Genomic DNA, 16,690 nt, shown 5'->3' with positions numbered 1-16,690 from the left:
GCCCAGGGATGAGGTACCGATCCGGAAACCGCGACCACCGTAACTTCCGCGACCGCCGTAAGGGGTGCGATGCCTACTCTGACGAGCGCTGAGGCGCGTGAGAGGTTCGCCGCGGCCCGCGTCGCCCACCTCGCGACGATCGACACGGACTCTCGCCCGCACCTGGTGCCGGTGGTGTTCGCCCTGGACGGCGACACCGTGATGCTGGTCGTGGACCACAAGCCGAAGCGGACGATGCGGCTGAAACGCCTGGCCAACATCGCCGCCAACCCCTCGGTCTGCTTGCTCGCCGACCACTACGAGGAGGACTGGGAACGGCTGTGGTGGGTGCGGGCCGACGGCGAGGCCCGCGTACTCCCTCCGCCGGACCGCTTCCCCGAGGCCGCCCGCCGCGTCGGCCTGCTCACGGCGAAATACCGGCAGTACGCCGACCGTCCTCCCGGCGGACCGATGGTCGAAGTCTCGGTGCTGCGTTGGAGCGGCTGGCGCGCGTCCTGAGCCGCGTGGCCGACAGTCGCTCCGGCCTGCGGCCCACGATCTCGGCCACCGCCTACAAGAAGGCGCTCGCCGAGCAGCTCGACCCCAATGTCCTCGTCGAGTGGACAGGTGTGGGCGTCATCGCGCCGACGATGACCGTCGCCCAGGCCAAGGCCGCCCGCACGGTTTTCAACCACCCGATCCTGACCTGGGACAACTACCTGGTCAACGACTACGTCACCAACCGGCTGCTGCTCGGCCCGTTCAACGGCCGGGAGATGGGGCTGCCGGGCGAGCTGGCCGGGATCACCGCCAACCCGATGATCCAGCCGTACGCTTCCAAGCTCTCGCTCTACACGGTCGCTGACTATTCCTGGAACGATGCCGCGTACGACGAGCGTGCCTCGTGGCTGCGGGGGCTCAAGGAGTACGCGCCGGGTCCGCCGCACCTCAGATAGCCGAGCTGGTGGTCGGCTGAACCGGTAGGGGCCGTCTCGGCGGCCCATGACCCCGGCCGGCCCTGCTCCGGCCGGCCGCGCGCCCGGCATCCCCGTACCGCCCGGGGCGTGCCGGGCGCGCAGTCATGTCCCGGTCCGGTCGAAACGGTCCGGGACGGGTTGTTCCCAGAGAGGCAAGCGACCGCTTAGTATGCCCCGAAGCAGTGGTAATGCCGACAGTGTCGTGGAGGCCCCTCATGCAGGCATGGCGAGTGCACCGGAACGGTGAGCCGAACGAGGTGATGCGGCTCGAAGAGACGGACCGGCCCACGCCCGGCGACAGGCAGGTGCTCCTCAAGGTGCTCGCGGCGAACATCAACTTCCCCGACGCACTGCTCTGCCGCGGCCAGTACCAGGTGCGGCCGCCGCTGCCGTTCACCCCGGGCGTGGAGATCTGCGGTGTGACCCCGGACGGGCGCCGGGTGCTCGCCACCCCCGCCCTGCCGAACGGCGGCTTCGCCGAGTACGTCGTCGCGGACGAGGCGGCGCTCCTGCCGGCCCCGGAGGCCCTGGGCGACGCCGAGGCGGCTGCCCTGCACATCGGCTATCAGACGGGCTGGTTCGGACTGCACCGCCGGGCGCACCTCCAGGTGGGCGAGACTCTTCTCGTGCACGCAGCGGCGGGCGGAGTCGGCAGTGCGGCAGTCCAGCTCGGCAAGGCCGCCGGGGCCAAGGTCATCGGTGTCGTCGGCGGCCCCGAGAAGGGCAAGACCGCCCATGAGCTCGGCTGTGACCTGGTCATCGACCGGCGCACCGAGGACATGGTCGCAGCGGTCAAGGACTTCACCGGCGGACGCGGGGCCGATGTCGTCTACGACCCGGTCGGCGGCGACGCGTACACCAAGTCCGTCAAGTGCGTCGCCTTCGAGGGCCGGGTGATCGTCGTCGGATTCGCGAGCGGCGGCATTCCCACCCCTGCGCTCGGCCACGCCCTCGTCAAGAACTACTCGATCGTCGGACTCCACTGGGGTCTGTACAACACGAAGGACCCGGCTGCGGTGCGCGCCTGCCACGAGGAGCTCACCGCGCTCGCGGCGCAGGGCGTCGTCAAGCCCCTGATCAGCGAGCGTGTCGCACTCGACGAGGTGGCGGCCGCCGTTCAGCGTGTCGCCGACGGCGCGAGCACCGGCCGGATCGTCGTCCTTCCGGGGAGTGCCCGATGACGGCCGTGGGCGCGGCCGAACTCCGCCGCCTCACCCGCGAACTGCTCACCGCCCACCCCCCGGCCACCACCGACCGGACCGACTTCCTGCAGGCCCGCTTCGACGCCGGACTCGCCTGGATCCACTACCCGGCCGGGCTCGGCGGACTCGACGCACCGCGCTCGCTGCAGCCCGTCGTCGACGCCGAACTCGCTGCCGCGGGAGCCCCCGACAACGACCCGCGCCGCATCGGCATCGGCCTGGGCATGGCGGCCCCCACCATCCTGGGTTTCGGCACCGACGAGCAGAAGCAGCGCTTCCTGCGACCCCTGTGGGTCGGCGAGGAGGTGTGGTGCCAGCTCTTCAGTGAGCCGGGCGCCGGGTCCGACCTGGCGGCCCTCGGCACCCGCGCCGTCCGGGACGGCGAGGACTGGGTGGTCGACGGGCAGAAGGTCTGGACGTCCAGCGCTCATCTGGCCCGCTGGGCGATCCTCATCGCCCGCACCGACCCGGACCTGCCCAAGCACCGTGGCATCAGCTACTTCATCTGCGACATGACCGACCCGGGCGTCGAGGTGCGGCCGCTGCGCCAGATCACCGGCGAGGCCGAGTTCAACGAGGTCTTCCTCACCGGCGTACGCATCCCCGACAGCAGGCGGCTCGGACCGGTCGGCGACGGCTGGAAGGTGGCCCGGACCACCCTGATGAACGAGCGTGTCTCGATCGGTGGATCCCGCATCCCGCGCGAGGGCGGCATGATCGGCCCCGTCGCCAGGACCTGGCGCGAACATCCCGAACTGCGCACCCACGATCTCCACCAGCGCCTGCTCACCCTCTGGGTCGAAGCCGAGGTCGCCCGGCTCGCCGGTGAGCGGCTGCGTCAGCAACTCGTCGCCGGACAGCCGGGCCCCGAGGGCTCCGGCATGAAGCTCGCCTTTGCCCGTCTCAACCAGGAGATCAGCGGCCTGGAGGTCGAACTCCACGGCGAGGGGGGGCTGTTGTACGACGACTGGACCATGCGCCGCCCTGAGCTGGTCGACTTCACCGGACGCGATGCGGGCTACCGCTATCTGCGGTCCAAGGGCAACTCGATCGAGGGCGGTACGAGCGAGGTACTGCTGAACATCGTCGCCGAACGCGTCCTCGGACTGCCCGCCGAGCCGCGCAACGACAAGGACGTCGCCTGGAAGGACCTGTCCCGATGACAGCATGGACCGAAGAGGCCCTGGCGCCCGATCTGCTGTACTCGGACGCCGAGGACGATCTGCGGGCCTCCGTACGGTCGTTGCTCGCCGACCGGGCCGACGCGCCGACGGTGATCGCCCGTATCGAGTCGGACACGCCGTACGACCCGCAGCTCTGGAAGGCCCTCGGCGCGGACATCGGTGCCGCGGGGCTGCTCGTGCCGGAGAAGTTCGGCGGCCAGGGTGCAAGCCATCGCGAGGCCGCGGTGGTCCTGGAGGAGTTGGGCCGCAGCGTCGCCCCCGCCCCCTATCTGACCAGCGCAGTCGTCGCCACCGAGACGCTCCTCGCACTGGGGACGGAGGACGGACCGGTCGGCGAACTCCTCGGCGAGCTGGCGGCGGGCCGCAAGGTCGCGGTCCTCGCCGTGCCGTTCTCCGCAACAGCCGGGACCGTGACGGTGACCGGCACCCTGGACGGGACCGTCACCGCGGTCGCCGACGCGGCCGCCGCCGATCTGCTGCTCGTGCCGACCGGCGACGGCCTGTACGCGGTCGAGGCCGCCGCCACGGGCGTCACCGTCGAACCGCTCGTCGCACTCGATCTGACCCGCCCGCTCGCCACCGTCACCCTCACCGCAGCCACCGGCACCCGCCTCGCGGACACGGAGGCCGCGCGCCCCGCCGTAAGCCGGGGGCTGCTCGCCGGTGCCGGACTGCTCGCCTCCGAGCAGCTCGGTCTCGCCGAATGGTGCCTGACCGAGACGGTCCGGTACACCCGCGAACGGCACCAGTTCAACCGGCCCGTCGGTTCGTTCCAGGCGCTCAAGCACCGGATGGCGCAGCTCTGGCTCCAGGTCGTCTCGGCCCGCGCCGCCGCGCGCAACGCCGCGGACGCCCTGGCGTCCGGCAGCCCCGACACGTCGCTCGCGGTGGCCGTGGCGCAGGCGTACTGCTCCGGGGTCGCGGTCCGTGCGGCGGAGGAGTGCATCCAGTTGCACGGAGGCATCGGCATGACGTGGGAGCACCCCGCGCATCTGTACCTGAAGAGGGCCAAGGCCGACTCGATCGCGTACGGCACGGCGGGGCACCACCGTCAGGCCATCGCCGAGCTGATGGAGCTGCCCGCGCCGTAGAGCAACTTCCTGGCGAACAAAGGGACATGGGGCGAGGATGCCAGGCAGCCCCGCCCCTACGGCGTTCCCGGCGGGCGGTTGCCGGCCGTTCCTTTCCGGTGGCAGTGCCGAGGCGCAGCTGAGCCTGTGGAGCTGCACCAGAGGCGACGACCAGAACCGCGGCGGTGCCAATCGGTGCTGGACGAACCCGGCCCGGCCGGGGAACACCAGTCGACGGACGGGCGACGCCCCGATCAACTCTTGGCAGGTAGCTGCCCGACAGGGGTGCCCAGGACACATACTCGGTCGGGTCCGCCCGTCCGGTCCGCACCCTGATCCCGGGAGAACCCATGGCGTTCCCGACCCGCCGCCGCGTCGTCACCACCGCTCTTGCCACGGTCGCCGCAGGCGCAGTCATACCCCTGCAGCCGGCCGCGGCCGCGGAGCCCGCCGCAGTCGCCCGCCACTACCCCCGCCCCCTCCGGCGGGCTCACGCGCACAACGACTACCTGCATACGCACCCCCTCCACGACGCGCTCTCCCACGGGTTCACCAGCGTCGAAGCGGACATCTTTCTCGTGGACGGGGAACTCCTCGTCGCTCACGAGGTCTCCGATCTCGACCCCGCCCGCACCCTCGCGTCGCTCTATCTCGACCCGCTGCTGGCCAGGGTCAAGGCCAACCACGGAGCCGTGTACCCCGGCCACCGAGACCCCGTACAGCTGCTCATCGACATCAAGACGGACGGCGCCGCCGCCTACCTCGAACTCGACCGGCAGCTTCAGCGCTACCGTCGGATGCTGACCTCGTACCACGACGGCCGGGTCCGCGCAGGCGCAGTCACCCCCGTCATATCGGGCGACCGGGCCGCCCGCGTTCCCATGGAGGCACAGCGCACCCGCCTCGCTTTCTACGACGGCCGGCTGGACGACATCGGCACTGCGGCAACCGCCTCGTTCATCCCGCTCATCAGCAGCAACTGGACCCAGAGCTTCAGCTGGCTGGGCACCGGTGCCTTTCCCGCCGCCGAACGGGACAGGCTCCGCGCCCTCGTCACCGCCGCCCATCGCGAGGGCCGGCGTGTGCGCTTCTGGGCCACGCCCGACGTGGCGGGCCCCGAGCGGGACGCCGTCTGGTCCGAATTGCTGGCCGCCGGGGTCGACCACCTGAACACGGACGACCTGGCGGGGCTGGAGCTCTTCCTCCGCGCGAAGGACGGGGGTGCCCGGGGCAGCGTCTGACGGGCCGTGCGGCCCGAGGTGGTGACAGCCAGTCAACACCCGGATGGCGGGCATGCCAGTCCGCCGGATGGTCCCTCCGCTACGCCACACTGGCGGCCGAATGCCGCATTCCGGCGCGGCGTAGGAGGTTGGCCATGGCCATTTCGATCTCACTGGTGCTGCTTCTGCTGATGCTTGCGGTGCTCTTTCTCCGCAACGGCGGACTGAAAATCTCGCATGCGATCGTCTGCGCGATGCTCGGATTCTTCCTTGCGGGTACGAGCATGGGGCCGAGCATCCAGGAGGGACTGACGGCCACGGCGAATGTTGTCAGCGGCCTCCAGCCTTGACGCCCTCCCGCCTGCCTGTGACACGTTCCGATTCCCCCGGTGAGCACAGAGCGGGCCGGAGCACGTCGGACCCGGGCCTGTACCGGCAGGCTGGAGGTCGTCCGTGAATCCCAGGCGCACGATCCGATCAACCGGGGCGACAGCCGCCGGGGCGCGTAACGGTCTGAGAGCCTGTCGGGCGGCCTCTGACGGGGCGGACGCGGGCTCCTTCCCTTACGGCCTGGTGCACGATAGCGAGCGGGCTCCCGGTGTCATGTGATTCCGCCTCCGGCGTTGTCGTCAGTCGACGACTTCCCCATGGCCTTGAAGGCATGGGAGGGGCCCCCTTCGCGTCGCCTCCCTCCTCCGCCTTGGATTCGAAGCCGCATGACGCCGCTCGCTGATCCACTCGCTATCGTGCACCGGGCCGTAAGCTCTCAGCTTCGTTCGAGCAGGGGAGATCTCATCCAAGGCCATCTCGGCGCCTTGGAAGCGCATGCACAACGCCGCGTCCGCTCTCTGGTCGAAGGTCACCCGACAGGCTCTGGGGCGATGGGGGACAGTCGGCTCCCAGCGCCGTCCCCAGGACAGGGGCGCCGAAATTCTGTCCTGTCCACGGCTCGGAGACCGCCACCGGCCCACGCGGATCAGCCACCGACGAGCCGCGAACGGATCAGGAACCGCACCCCCTCCGGAGCCTCCAGTGAGAACCGGACCTCGGCGAGGTCGACCGGCTCGCGGAGGCGGAGAAGCTGGCCGGTCTGCTCCGCGGGTCCGGCACCCAGCAGAACGGACGAGCACCGTCAGGAGTCGTCACCGGACTGCGCGCACGACTGCTGGAACGGACCGGGCCGGCCGGTCTGGTGCTCTTCGTCGACCAGCTGGAGGAGTACGCGGCCGGGGAGCCGGACGCGGCCCGCCATCTGTTCACGCTTCTGGTCGCCGTGAGCGGAGAGGGAATACCCGGCGCCGGATCGGTGCGGGTGATCGCCACGGCCCGCGCGGAGTCCGTCGAAGTACTGGTGACCGCAGAGACGGCGGACCTGCTCAGCGCCGCGACCGTGTTCTTGGCGCCGCTGTCGGGAACCGCGCTGCACCGGGCGATCACGGCGCCCGTCGACGCCGTACCCGCTCTCTGGTTCGAGCCGGGACTCCCCGAGCGGATCGTGGCGGACGCCGGGAATGAACCGGGGCGGATGACTCTGGTCGAGTTCGCCCTCACCCGGCTGTGGGAGCGGCGGACCCGCTCGATGCTGACGCACGCCGCCTACGACGACTTGGGCGGTGTTGCGGGTGCGCTGGCCCGCTACGCCGACGACGCCTTCGACGCCCAGGTGGAACCCTCGGAAGTACCCGTGGCAAAACGGTTGTTCGCTCAACTGGTCCGCCCCGACGACGGTGGGGGTTTCACCAGGAAGCCGGCCCGTGTCACCGACCTCGCCCCCGAACTGCGCGCCCTCGCCGACCGATTGGTTCCCACCAAGCTGCTCGTCCGTGGCCGTACCCCGGACGGCGAGGAGATCGTCGACCTCGCCCACGAGGCGCTGACCCGGCTCTGGCAGCGGCTGGCGGTATGGCTCACACCGACGGCCGCGTTCCGCGCCTGGCAGGAAGAGGTACGGAGACGGCTCGACGAGTGGCAGCAGGACCATGAATCCACCGGCGGCCTGTTGAGGGACCGCCCACTGGCCGTGGCCGAGACATGGCTCAAAGAGCAGCCCGAGGACATCACCCCCGCTGAGCGCCGCTTCATCGAGGCGAGCATCGCCCGCGCCAGGTACCGCGTACACCTGAGGCAGGGCGCGGTGGCGCTCTTGGCGTTCCTCCTGCTGGTCGCGGTCTCCGGCGTGGTGGCAGCGTTGAAGACCAACCGCGACATCCAGTCCCACCTGCGCACCCAGGCATCCCAGGTGCTGGCCCGGACGGTGGAGCTTCGCAACGGCCAGGAACCCGCCACGGCCTTGCAACTCGCGCTCGCCGCCTGGCACACCCGCCCGACGGACGAGGCGTACGGTGCGTTGCTCAGCCAGTACGTTGTCGGGCAGTACCTTGTCGGGAGCCATCCCTCCGGCATCACCCAGGGAATGACTGGCATGGGGGTCTCGCGGGACGGGCGGACCATCGTGGTGAAGGCATCGGCCGAAGGCTCCCACCACAGCACGGTGACGGTGTTGACGGGCCTCCTCGAAGGCAAGCCGCGCGAGCGGCGGCTGAGGGGTACGCCGCGCGACGGGTTCTCCGGACTCCTCAGTGCCGACGGGACCAGCTACGCCGCGGTCACGGGCGACGGCACCGTGCTTGTCTGGGACTTGACCCGCCCGGACCGACTGCCCGGACCGCGCACGCTGCGTGCGAAGGGCGCCGAGGGGCGCAAGGTGAATGGAACGAAGCTGTCCTTCACCCCCGACGGTCGGCGGCTGCTCTGCCTGCTCATGTACTACGAGAAGATCACCGGGCCACCCGCACGGCGGGACGGGACCCTCGCCGCCTGGGATGTCGGCACGGGCCGTGCCGTACCCGTGGACCCGGGGCTCTCACGGGAGGACCAGTGGGGTGGAGCAGCTTTCACAGCCGACCCCGACGTGGTCGTCCTGTCGGGCAGCTCGACCGGCCCTGACAAGGACCTGGTGGTCCTCCGCGAGCTGAGCACGGGCCGTGAGGTGCGAGCGTTCCCGAAGAGCGACAAGCTCCTGTACACCGTCGTCCGCGAAGGTACGGCCGTGCTTCAGCAGCCCGGTACCCGGCGGGTCCGCCCGAAGGCGACCGATCCGGCGGGGGAGACACGGGTACTGGGCACCGGTCGCTCACCGAGTCTGGTGACGTCGTTCCGGCGGGAGCTCGACTCCTCCGTGGACAGCACCTGTCGGTACACCGTGGAGACGTTGAACACGTCCGATGCGGGTCACTACCAGGACCTGCGGCTGACCGACCTCAGCACCGGTGCCGTTCACCGGACCAGGCTGCCCGACCTCGCGGCGGAGCTGGTGGGCGGCGGGACAGCGGACTTGGCCGTACTGCCCCGGCCGGGCGGCGGGCTGACCGTCATCGCGCCGGTCACCGACGGAATGGTGGTCGCCCGGGCGGAGCCGGCAAACCTGCCCGCCACCGACGGCGTCTCCGATGACGACGGCGCCACGTCCGCCCTGTCGCCGGACGGCCGGCGGCTGGCCAGACTGAGCGACACGCGGTCGGAGGTCGTGGACACGTTCCGCGGCGGCAGCGAGGTCAGGAAGGTCGCGGTCGACGGATCCGTGCCGCCTCTGTGGACCGCCGACGGACGGTGGATCGTCGCCTGGACCGGGACCGGAGGGCTCAGGGCGTACAGAGCCTCCGGGAGCGGCCGGGGAATCGAACTCCTTCTCCCCGGCGACCGTCGCGGTGCCCCTTCCACGCATGTGATCGACGCCGTCCAGCCGGTGAAGGGGACTGGCATAGCGGTGCTCACGGCGGACGGCCTCCTGGCCCGGTTCGACGCGGCCACCGGACGGATGACGGGCCGGCCCCTCACCGTCGGGAAGAGGCAGCGGCGACCGATGGACATCTTCGGAGCCACCGGCCAGCTGGCCGTCCGGCCGGGACACCCCAGCGAAGTCGCTGTACTGACACGGGAATCCATCCAGGAAGGGGAGATACAGGTCTGGGACTCCAGTTCCCGGAAGAGACGCCTCCTCATCACCTCGGGCACCGTCGAGAGGAGTACCGGGGCATGAAGGAGTACCACTCCTACCTGACCTACACGCCGGACGGAAAGCGCCTGGCCATCCTCGGGTCGGACCACAAGCTGCGGTCCTGGGACGCCGATCGCGGCACGCGGGTCGGGCGTGCGATAGCTCTGGGCAATGAATCCCTGCCCAATACGGTCGGATTCGACCAGGGGCGCGCTGTGACCGAGGAGCAGGCAGGAGACGCACTCCGCTTCTGGGACCTGCAGAAGGGCGAACTCGTGGCTGAACTCCACAGCACCCTGATCGGCAGGGGTGATGCCGTCGTGTCGGACGGGCGCATCGTCGTGGCGGGAGAGGGCTGGTACCTGGCGCTGGACCTGCGGGGGAGGGAGATGGCCGAGCAGCTGTGCAGGGCGGTGGCCCGGGACTTCACCGAGGCCGAGAAGGAAATGCTGCCGCAGGGAGTCCCCGAAGAGGCGCCATGCCCCGAGGATTCCTGACCCGGCTCACCTGTCGCCGGAAACCGCTCACGTGGTCTCGGAGGAGGTGCCGCCGGGGCTTCCGGCGACCACGGCCGGCAACACGCCCGGTGTTGCGACGCTTGACGGGCGGGGAGGGCGACCGTTCACAGGAGTGAGGCCCAGCACCGCGACGCGGTGCCGGGCCTCACTCCTGTCTTGGTGGTCCGGCAGCTCAGCGCGCCCGCGCCGCCTGCGCCGCCGACACCGAGGCCGTCAGCAGCTCCGCGTCGAAGAGCGAGGCGTCCGCGAGACGTGCAGCGCCCGCGTAGGCGTTGAGCATGACCTTGGCGCTCCGCAGCGCCGCGGGCGACCTGCGGACCAGCGGCTTGGTCCACCGCACGATGGTGCTGTCGAGTTCGTCCTCCGGGACGACCTTGTGGAGTATGGAGAGTTCCGCCGCTCGAACGGCATCGAAGTTGTCCGCCGTGAGGATCAGCTCGCGGACCTTCGCAGCCCCCGACTCGGCGAGCAGCCGGGGCAGGACCCCGCCCCAGGCCGGCGGAACGCCGAGGCCCAGCTCCGGCATGCGGAACCGGCAGGTGTCCGCCCCGACTCGCAGATCGCAGAAGATCGCGAGTCCCAGGCCTGCTCCGATCACCCCGCCGTGCAGCCGGGCGATGGTGACCGCATGAGTGGTTGCGAGTGCGTCGCACACCCGGCGCGCCTTGTTGCCCAGGGCGTGGAGGCCCGCACCGCCGGGGGCGGCGGCGAGCAGCTCGGCGAACTCGCTCCGCTCTCCGCCCAGGCAGAAGTTGTCCCCCGCGCCCGAGAGGACCAGCACCCGGATTCCGGGGTCGTCGTCCAACGCGGCCAGAACGGTGAGGAGTTCATCGAGGACCCGCCCGGACAGCGCGTTGCCCGTCTCGGGGGTGTCCAACTGAACCCGCAGGACCGGCCCTTCGGCCGTGACGCGAAGGGTCTTGAAGTCTTCTGGCATGCTCGTTCTCTTCCTTGTGCTCTGAATTCCGCGTGTGTTCGGGGCCGTGCCTCAGGCCTGGGCCACCGTCAGCTTCGCGAGACGCCGGAAGGCCACGCGCGGCGCCCAGACGGGAGAGCCACTGATGCGCAGGCCGGGCAGCCGCTCCAGCAGAGCGGTCAGCAGTGAGGTCGCCTCCAGGCGGGCCAATGGCGCGCCGAGGCAGTAGTGGACGCCGCCGCCGAAGCTGAGGTGCGAGGCCCTGCGGTGGATATTGAACAGCGCGGGGTCGTCATACTTCGCCGGGTCGTGATGGGCGGCGCCGACCATGAGCTGCACCATCTCGTCCTTGTGGACGCGCACTCCGGCAAGCGTCGTGTCCTCGGGGGCGATTCGGCTGATCATGTGGATCGGCGCGTCGTAGCGCAGGACTTCATCGATTGCGCTCGGTATGTGCTCGGGGTGCGCACGCAGCCACTCCAGCTGCTGGGGGTGCTCATGGAGCAGCCACACCATGGTGGAGAGGACGTGCGAAGTCGTCTCCAGGCCGGCCAGGAGCACGAAGAGCGCGAGGGAGTAGACCGCCTCGTCCGCGACGGCCCGGTCGGCCTCGAGCCCGTCCCAGGTCCGCAGCCAGGCGGAGACCGGGTCGTCCCCGGGGGCCCTGCGGCGCTCCTGGACCAGAGCCGTGAAGTACTCCCGGAGGCCGTGGGTCGCCGCGTCGGACAGCGCGAGCTGCCTCCGGGACGGGAAGAGTTCCTGGGTGAACACCTGATCGTGCGTGAGTGAACGAAGGAGCGGATAATCGACCGGTGATATACGTAGCCATTCACCGATCACGGTGACAGGCAATTCCTCGGTAACCAGTTCACAGAAATCGGCTTCACCATGACTTAGTTCATCGGTGAGGCGGTCGAGCAATCGCCCGGTAATGCGGTCGACGGATTCTCGCATGACTTCGATCGATTTTCGGTCGAACATATTGCCCATGGACCTCCGCATCTTGGTGTGATGCGGAGGATTGAGCATGGGGAGAGTGTCGGCCATTTGGCGTGAAGCAGGGGCGTCCCAGCGGGCGACATCCTCCTGCCGAGTCCGCCACTCGCTGCCGGGTACCTTCCAGGATCTGTCCCTGAGCACCTGGTCACAGAGGGTGTGGGTGTTCACCAGGTGCCCGCCCCAGGGGGCCGGAATGACATCACCCATTGCCCTGAGTTCTTCATAGAAAGGCAATGGATTTGCCTGGCCGCCCGGCGTACGAAGCTGCGAGAATAGCGAAGCAATGGAACGCCGGTCGACCGGTGGGGTAGCCAGAGAGAGCTCCACAGGGAATCCCTTTCAAAAGATCAAATAGGATTTACTAACCCTGCCTACCCATGCGATTGAACGTTCATGCGACGGTAAAGGCGCGGGGGTGTGTTGTGGATGTCACACCTTCCACCAGGCCAGGAATCCGCTCCACCAGCTACCCTTCTGCGGCGCGTTTCCGCTGTCTCGGAACGGGGCATTTTCCGGGGTCCGGACTGCCGTGGCGGAGGGCGCGGCCGCGCGCCTTTCTCTGCGTTCCGGGGTAAATCGGGCGGGCAGCGACTTGAGGGCGCGATGGAACGGCCCGGGCCGCCAGGACAGCATGTCGGCAGGCACGGCCAGGTCGATGTCCGGAAGGCTGTTGAGCAGCTTCTCGATCGCCTGGACGGCGATCAGCAGGGCGGGATCCTTGGCCGGGCAGGCGTGCGGCCCCGCACCCCAGGCCAGGTGGGCCCGCTTGCTGAGCGTCTGCCGGCTCATGGACAGGGCGGGATCGGTGTTGGCCGCGGCAAAGCTGATCAGGACGGGATCGCCGGCGGCGAGTTGCACCCCGCCGAGGTCCACGTCGTGCACCGGGTAGTGCGCGGCGTAGTTGGCGATGGGCGGGCTGTTCCAGAGGACGTCGTTGATGGCGTCCTCGACCAGAAGACCGGCCGAGTGGTGACCGCCCGCGTACTTGTCGTCGGAGAGCAGCAGTCGCAGGGCGTTCGCGATGATGTTCTGGGTCGGCTCCGTGCCCGCCCCGATCAGCATCACCAGCTGATGGATCATCTCCTCGTCCGTCAGCCGGGCCTCGTGCTGCATCAGCCAGGAGGTGACGTCCTCGCCCGGCTCGGCCCGCTTCAGCGCGACCAGTTCGAACAGGGATTCCGTGAGGATCTGGTTCGCCTGCTCCACGTCCACGCCGTCGAAGAGACAGGAGATACCGAAGACGAGACGGTCGCCGATCTCTGCGGGGCAGCCGAAGAGGTCGTTGAAGACGAGCAGCGGCAACAGTTGCGCGAAGTCGGTGATCAGATCGGCCCGGCCCCGGCCGTTGAACTGGGCGATGAGATAAGCGGCGACGCGGTCGACGTGTCGGGTCATCCGATGCGTGTCGACCCGGGCCAGCGAATCGGTCACCGCCTGGCGCAGCCTCATATGCTCCGCGCCGTCGGTGAACAGACAGTTGGGCCGGTACAGCATCATGGGAAGAACCGGGCTGTCCATGGGCACCAGGCCCTCGTTCACGGCACGCCAACGGCGTGAGTCCCGGGCGAAGACGTCGGGGTTCTGCAGCACATGGAGCGCCGCCGAGTAGTCGGTGACCAGCGACGCCTGCACACCCGGGGACAGCTCGACGGGGCCCGCCGGGCCGTACTCCCGAAGGTGCCCGTAGAAGGCATCCGGAGCAGCGGCGAATTCGGGCCCGTGCAGAGGGACACTCTTGCCGCTGTTATGGGCCGGGCAGCCCGGCGGTGGGGCCTGGGCCTCCGAATGGTGGTGCATGCCGAACTCCTAGGAAAGGCGCGACTGTAGGTAACGGACGAGAACGATGAGGGCATTCGCCGACGAGCGTTGGTCACGCGCATCGCAGGTGACGAGTGGCGTCTCGGGCAGGAGGTCGAGAGCCTCCCGTATTTCCGCATCCTGGTGGTTCTGGTTGTCGGTGAACCGATTGACGGCAATGGTGTACGGGATTCCGTACTGCTCGACAAGATCCATGATGGGAAAGGATTCTTCGAGGCGTTCGGGATCGACGAGCACCAAGGCGCCGAGTGCGCCCCGGGACATGTCCTCCCATACCTGGACGAAACGTTGCTGCCCGGGTGTTCCGAAGAGATAGAGGACCAGGTTCTCGCTGAGCGTCAGCCGGCCGAAGTCCATGGCCACGGTGGTCGTGGACTTTCCCGGGGTGCCCTTGAGATCGTCGATCCCCTCACCCGCCTGCGTCATGACCTCTTCGGTGCGCAGGGGGGGAATCTCGGACATGGTTCCGATGAACGTGGTCTTGCCCACGGCGAAATGACCGACGACGAGGATCTTCGCCGCAGTCTGCACTGAATCGCGTAGGTAGACCCCGTCATCCGAATCTTGCTTGAAGGCCATGCAGCACCTCCTCGAGTATGCGACGGTCGACAAGTTCCGCGCTGGGAATGGGTTTGCGCGTACAGAGATATCCGCTGTCGATGAGGTCGGACAGCAGCAGTCTGACGATTCCCACGGGAAGCTGGGTGTGCCCGGCGATCTCCGCGACCGAGAGATAGCCACCCGAGCACAGCTCGATCAGACGGCGCTTCTCAGGGTCGAGCAGTTCGCTCCGGGGAGCTCCTTCGGCCACGGTGAGCAAGGTGATCAGTGACAGATCTTCCCCGCTCAGCAGGGTGCGGCCATTGGTGATCACATACGGACGTACTAAGGGTGATGCTTCCGGTCCCAGCACGGGGTCGTCCGGTGTCGTCATGCCTTGGTGTCAGCAATCTCGCGAGGGGGACTGGTCAGTGCCTTGCCGAGTTGGCCGACGAGCTGCTGCATGCGGAAGGTGATCTCGGCCATGTCCACCTCGGGGGAGGCCGACACGGCGAGGTAAGCCCCTTCGCCGGCCGAGATGAGAAAGACCCAGCCGTGCTCGAACTCGACAAGCGTCTGACGCCATGTCGGCCGGTCGCTCGGCGGCCTTCCGCAGAAATCGGCCACGGTACGGCTCAGGGACTGCATGCCGCTCATCGCCGCAGCGACGGTATCGGCATGGTCCTTCCCGACATCCTTCGAGCGGGCCATGAGCAGGCCGTCGGCGGAGACGAGAATGGCGTGCCGCGCCTCGGGCACCTCCAAAGCGCTGTCAAGCATCCATGACAGGTCGTAGTTCACTGAGCCTCATGCCCTTCGCTGCTGGCGCTGTTAGTGCGTCGTCCTGACTGTGTCCCCCGTTGAAATGCCCCCATGACTGAGGCGATCTGCTCGGTCGATCGTGCCGGGCTCTCCCCGCTGCCGGCCGGCGGCACGATGGAAATGGCGGCGCCTCGTCGGCGCCTCTTCGGCAGGCCTCCGAAGGTGGTCGAGGATTCTGTCGAATCCACTTCGGGCGGCATCGGGGAAGACTCGCTCACAGGGGGGTTCTCCTTCGCCTCGGGCTTGATGTCGGGCTCCGGCATGGACGTGAGGAGTTCATCGGGGAGAAGTACGACCGCCCGTACACCGCCGTACGGAGAAGCCGAATCCACGGAGACAGTGAATCCGTAGCGTGCCGCGAGCACGCCGATCACGGTGAATCCGAACTGAGGCGGGTTTCCGAGCCCTGAGACACCAGGGGAGCGCTCGCTCGAAAGAAGCTTGGCGGCCCGGCTCTTCTCTTCCTCGTTCATGCCGACACCGGCGTCGTCGACAACGATGCAGACACCCTTGGGCACGGCCCGGATGTTGATCTCGATCGTGGTTTCCGGCGCAGAGTAGCTCGTGGCGTTGTCGAGCAGTTCGGCCAGGGTGAGCGCGACCGGTTCCACGGCCCGGCTGACGATGGCGAAATTGCTCTGGGTCCGGATCTCGACACGCGTGAAATGGCGAATACGGCCCTTCGCGCTGCGCACCACGTCGTAGAGCGATGCGGCCGCACGCTGCCGGCCGAGCCAGCCGTCGCAGAGCACGGCTATCGACTGGGCGCGCCGCGCGAACTGCGAATTCATGTGGTCGATGTCCAGGAGGTCCTGGAGAACCTGGAGCTCGCCGTACTTCTCCTGCAGCTTCGTGATCGCCAATTGCTGCTCACTGGCGAGACCCTGCAGCGTGCGCATGGCGGACTTCAGAGCGGTCTTGGTGTCCTCCTCGGCCCGCTCCTTCGCTTCCTGTACGGATTCCGCATAATGCTCTTCGAGTGCAGAGTAGTGTTGGGTGAGTTCCAGCTTTTCCCTACGTAGAGTGGAATTCGTTCTTCTGCCACGAACGATGACGGTTGCGGCGACAGGAGTTCCAGCGATCAATGCCCACAGTGCTGGATCCTGGAAGTATTGAGTCATGAGGCTCTCTTTGGATGACTGGGCCGCCGGATGCAGAACTTCTGGAAGGCACGTCGGCGTGTGCCCGTGACTTCGGTCCCACGGGAGCAGCCGCGCGTCCGCTGCTGCCCGGCCGCCTTGAAAGGCCCGGCTAATGGCATAACTCTCCCCAATGTGGCGGAAGTCTGGGCCGACGCTTCATTGAATGTGCGTCACAGCGGTATTGGTGCCGCCAGGCAAGCTTGGGCGATCCTAGCATCATCCGAAGGGATGATGATCAAGCGGGTTTGTGCCATTTTTTCCAACTGACGGCAATTCAGTAAGGTGTCCCATATGGGGACTTGGTGA

Annotated in this window: 15 protein-coding genes and 2 pseudogenes; 9 read left to right on the top strand and 8 right to left on the bottom strand. The window is 68.4% G+C overall.

All coding sequences use genetic code 11. The features are described from left to right. Window positions 1–69 precede the first annotated feature (69 nt). The 7 genes and pseudogenes from ACIBB8_RS21300 to ACIBB8_RS21270 all read left to right on the top strand — a co-directional run bounded on the left by ACIBB8_RS21300 (window position 70) and on the right by ACIBB8_RS21270 (window position 5,982). Window positions 70–498, top strand: coding sequence for a TIGR03668 family PPOX class F420-dependent oxidoreductase (locus ACIBB8_RS21300; RefSeq protein WP_398954301.1), 429 nt, complete (start codon window positions 70–72; stop codon window positions 496–498). A 41-nt stretch (window positions 499–539) separates the two neighbouring features. Continuing rightward, a pseudogene (locus ACIBB8_RS21295) lies at window positions 540–917 on the top strand (beta-N-acetylglucosaminidase domain-containing protein); the annotation flags it as partial. A 254-nt stretch (window positions 918–1,171) separates the two neighbouring features. Continuing rightward, on the top strand, window positions 1,172–2,137 hold the full coding sequence (locus tag ACIBB8_RS21290) for an NADPH:quinone oxidoreductase family protein (protein WP_398954299.1): 966 nt from the start codon (window positions 1,172–1,174) through the stop codon (window positions 2,135–2,137). Continuing rightward, on the top strand, window positions 2,134–3,321 hold the full coding sequence (locus ACIBB8_RS21285; RefSeq protein WP_398954297.1) for an acyl-CoA dehydrogenase family protein: 1,188 nt from the start codon (window positions 2,134–2,136) through the stop codon (window positions 3,319–3,321). Before ACIBB8_RS21290 ends, ACIBB8_RS21285 begins: the two co-directional genes overlap by 4 nt. Then, window positions 3,318–4,433, top strand: coding sequence for an acyl-CoA dehydrogenase family protein (locus ACIBB8_RS21280; protein ID WP_398954295.1), 1,116 nt, complete (start codon window positions 3,318–3,320; stop codon window positions 4,431–4,433). Before ACIBB8_RS21285 ends, ACIBB8_RS21280 begins: the two co-directional genes overlap by 4 nt. Window positions 4,434–4,762: 329 nt before the next feature. Beyond that, window positions 4,763–5,653: a phosphatidylinositol-specific phospholipase C/glycerophosphodiester phosphodiesterase family protein gene (locus ACIBB8_RS21275; RefSeq protein ID WP_398954293.1), complete on the top strand. Its 891-nt coding sequence runs from the start codon at window positions 4,763–4,765 to the stop codon at window positions 5,651–5,653. Between the two features lie 134 nt (window positions 5,654–5,787). Continuing rightward, entirely contained in the window at window positions 5,788–5,982 is a 195-nt protein-coding gene (locus ACIBB8_RS21270) for a hypothetical protein (protein ID WP_366691268.1), read from the top strand. Between the two features lie 626 nt (window positions 5,983–6,608). Here the strand turns inward: ACIBB8_RS21270 and ACIBB8_RS21265 are convergent. Then, a pseudogene (locus ACIBB8_RS21265) lies at window positions 6,609–6,692 on the bottom strand (DUF779 domain-containing protein); the annotation flags it as partial. A 21-nt stretch (window positions 6,693–6,713) separates the two neighbouring features. Here ACIBB8_RS21265 and ACIBB8_RS21260 point away from each other — a divergent pair. Both ACIBB8_RS21260 and ACIBB8_RS21255 read left to right on the top strand, forming a co-directional pair. Further along, the gene (locus ACIBB8_RS21260; RefSeq protein ID WP_398954365.1) at window positions 6,714–9,671 is read left to right on the top strand and encodes a hypothetical protein; all 2,958 of its coding nucleotides are present in this window, start codon (window positions 6,714–6,716) and stop codon (window positions 9,669–9,671) included. Further along, window positions 9,668–10,126 (top strand): hypothetical protein, encoded by a 459-nt coding sequence (locus tag ACIBB8_RS21255; RefSeq protein ID WP_398954291.1) that lies wholly within the window; start codon window positions 9,668–9,670, stop codon window positions 10,124–10,126. Before ACIBB8_RS21260 ends, ACIBB8_RS21255 begins: the two co-directional genes overlap by 4 nt. A gap of 193 nt (window positions 10,127–10,319) precedes the next feature. Here ACIBB8_RS21255 and ACIBB8_RS21250 read toward each other — a convergent pair whose 3' ends face one another. The 7 genes from ACIBB8_RS21250 to ACIBB8_RS21220 all read right to left on the bottom strand — a co-directional run bounded on the left by ACIBB8_RS21250 (window position 10,320) and on the right by ACIBB8_RS21220 (window position 16,363). Beyond that, window positions 10,320–11,084, bottom strand: a complete 765-nt coding sequence (locus ACIBB8_RS21250; RefSeq protein ID WP_398954289.1) for an enoyl-CoA hydratase/isomerase family protein — start codon at window positions 11,082–11,084, stop codon at window positions 10,320–10,322. A gap of 51 nt (window positions 11,085–11,135) precedes the next feature. Beyond that, window positions 11,136–11,834, bottom strand: coding sequence for a cytochrome P450 (locus ACIBB8_RS21245; protein WP_398954286.1), 699 nt, complete (start codon window positions 11,832–11,834; stop codon window positions 11,136–11,138). Window positions 11,835–12,491: 657 nt separating this feature from the next. Further along, window positions 12,492–13,859, bottom strand: a complete 1,368-nt coding sequence (locus ACIBB8_RS21240) for a cytochrome P450 (RefSeq protein ID WP_398954284.1) — start codon at window positions 13,857–13,859, stop codon at window positions 12,492–12,494. 9 nt (window positions 13,860–13,868) lie between these two features. Next, window positions 13,869–14,459, bottom strand: a complete 591-nt coding sequence (locus ACIBB8_RS21235; RefSeq protein ID WP_398954282.1) for a GTP-binding protein — start codon at window positions 14,457–14,459, stop codon at window positions 13,869–13,871. Then, entirely contained in the window at window positions 14,434–14,814 is a 381-nt protein-coding gene (locus tag ACIBB8_RS21230) for a DUF742 domain-containing protein (protein ID WP_398954281.1), read from the bottom strand. The genes ACIBB8_RS21235 and ACIBB8_RS21230 overlap by 26 nt, the downstream gene beginning before the upstream one ends. After that, on the bottom strand, window positions 14,811–15,221 hold the full coding sequence (locus tag ACIBB8_RS21225) for a roadblock/LC7 domain-containing protein (protein ID WP_398954279.1): 411 nt from the start codon (window positions 15,219–15,221) through the stop codon (window positions 14,811–14,813). The genes ACIBB8_RS21230 and ACIBB8_RS21225 overlap by 4 nt, the downstream gene beginning before the upstream one ends. Further along, window positions 15,218–16,363, bottom strand: a complete 1,146-nt coding sequence (locus ACIBB8_RS21220) for an ATP-binding protein (protein WP_398954277.1) — start codon at window positions 16,361–16,363, stop codon at window positions 15,218–15,220. Before ACIBB8_RS21220 ends, ACIBB8_RS21225 begins: the two co-directional genes overlap by 4 nt. Window positions 16,364–16,690 lie beyond the last annotated feature (327 nt).

Origin of the sequence: Streptomyces sp. NPDC051286 (genome assembly GCF_044455345.1) — a bacterium.
Taxonomy (GTDB): domain Bacteria; phylum Actinomycetota; class Actinomycetes; order Streptomycetales; family Streptomycetaceae; genus Streptomyces.
The sequence above is the reverse complement of the archived record's forward strand: the minus strand, read 5'-3'. Positions and strand labels throughout refer to the sequence as shown.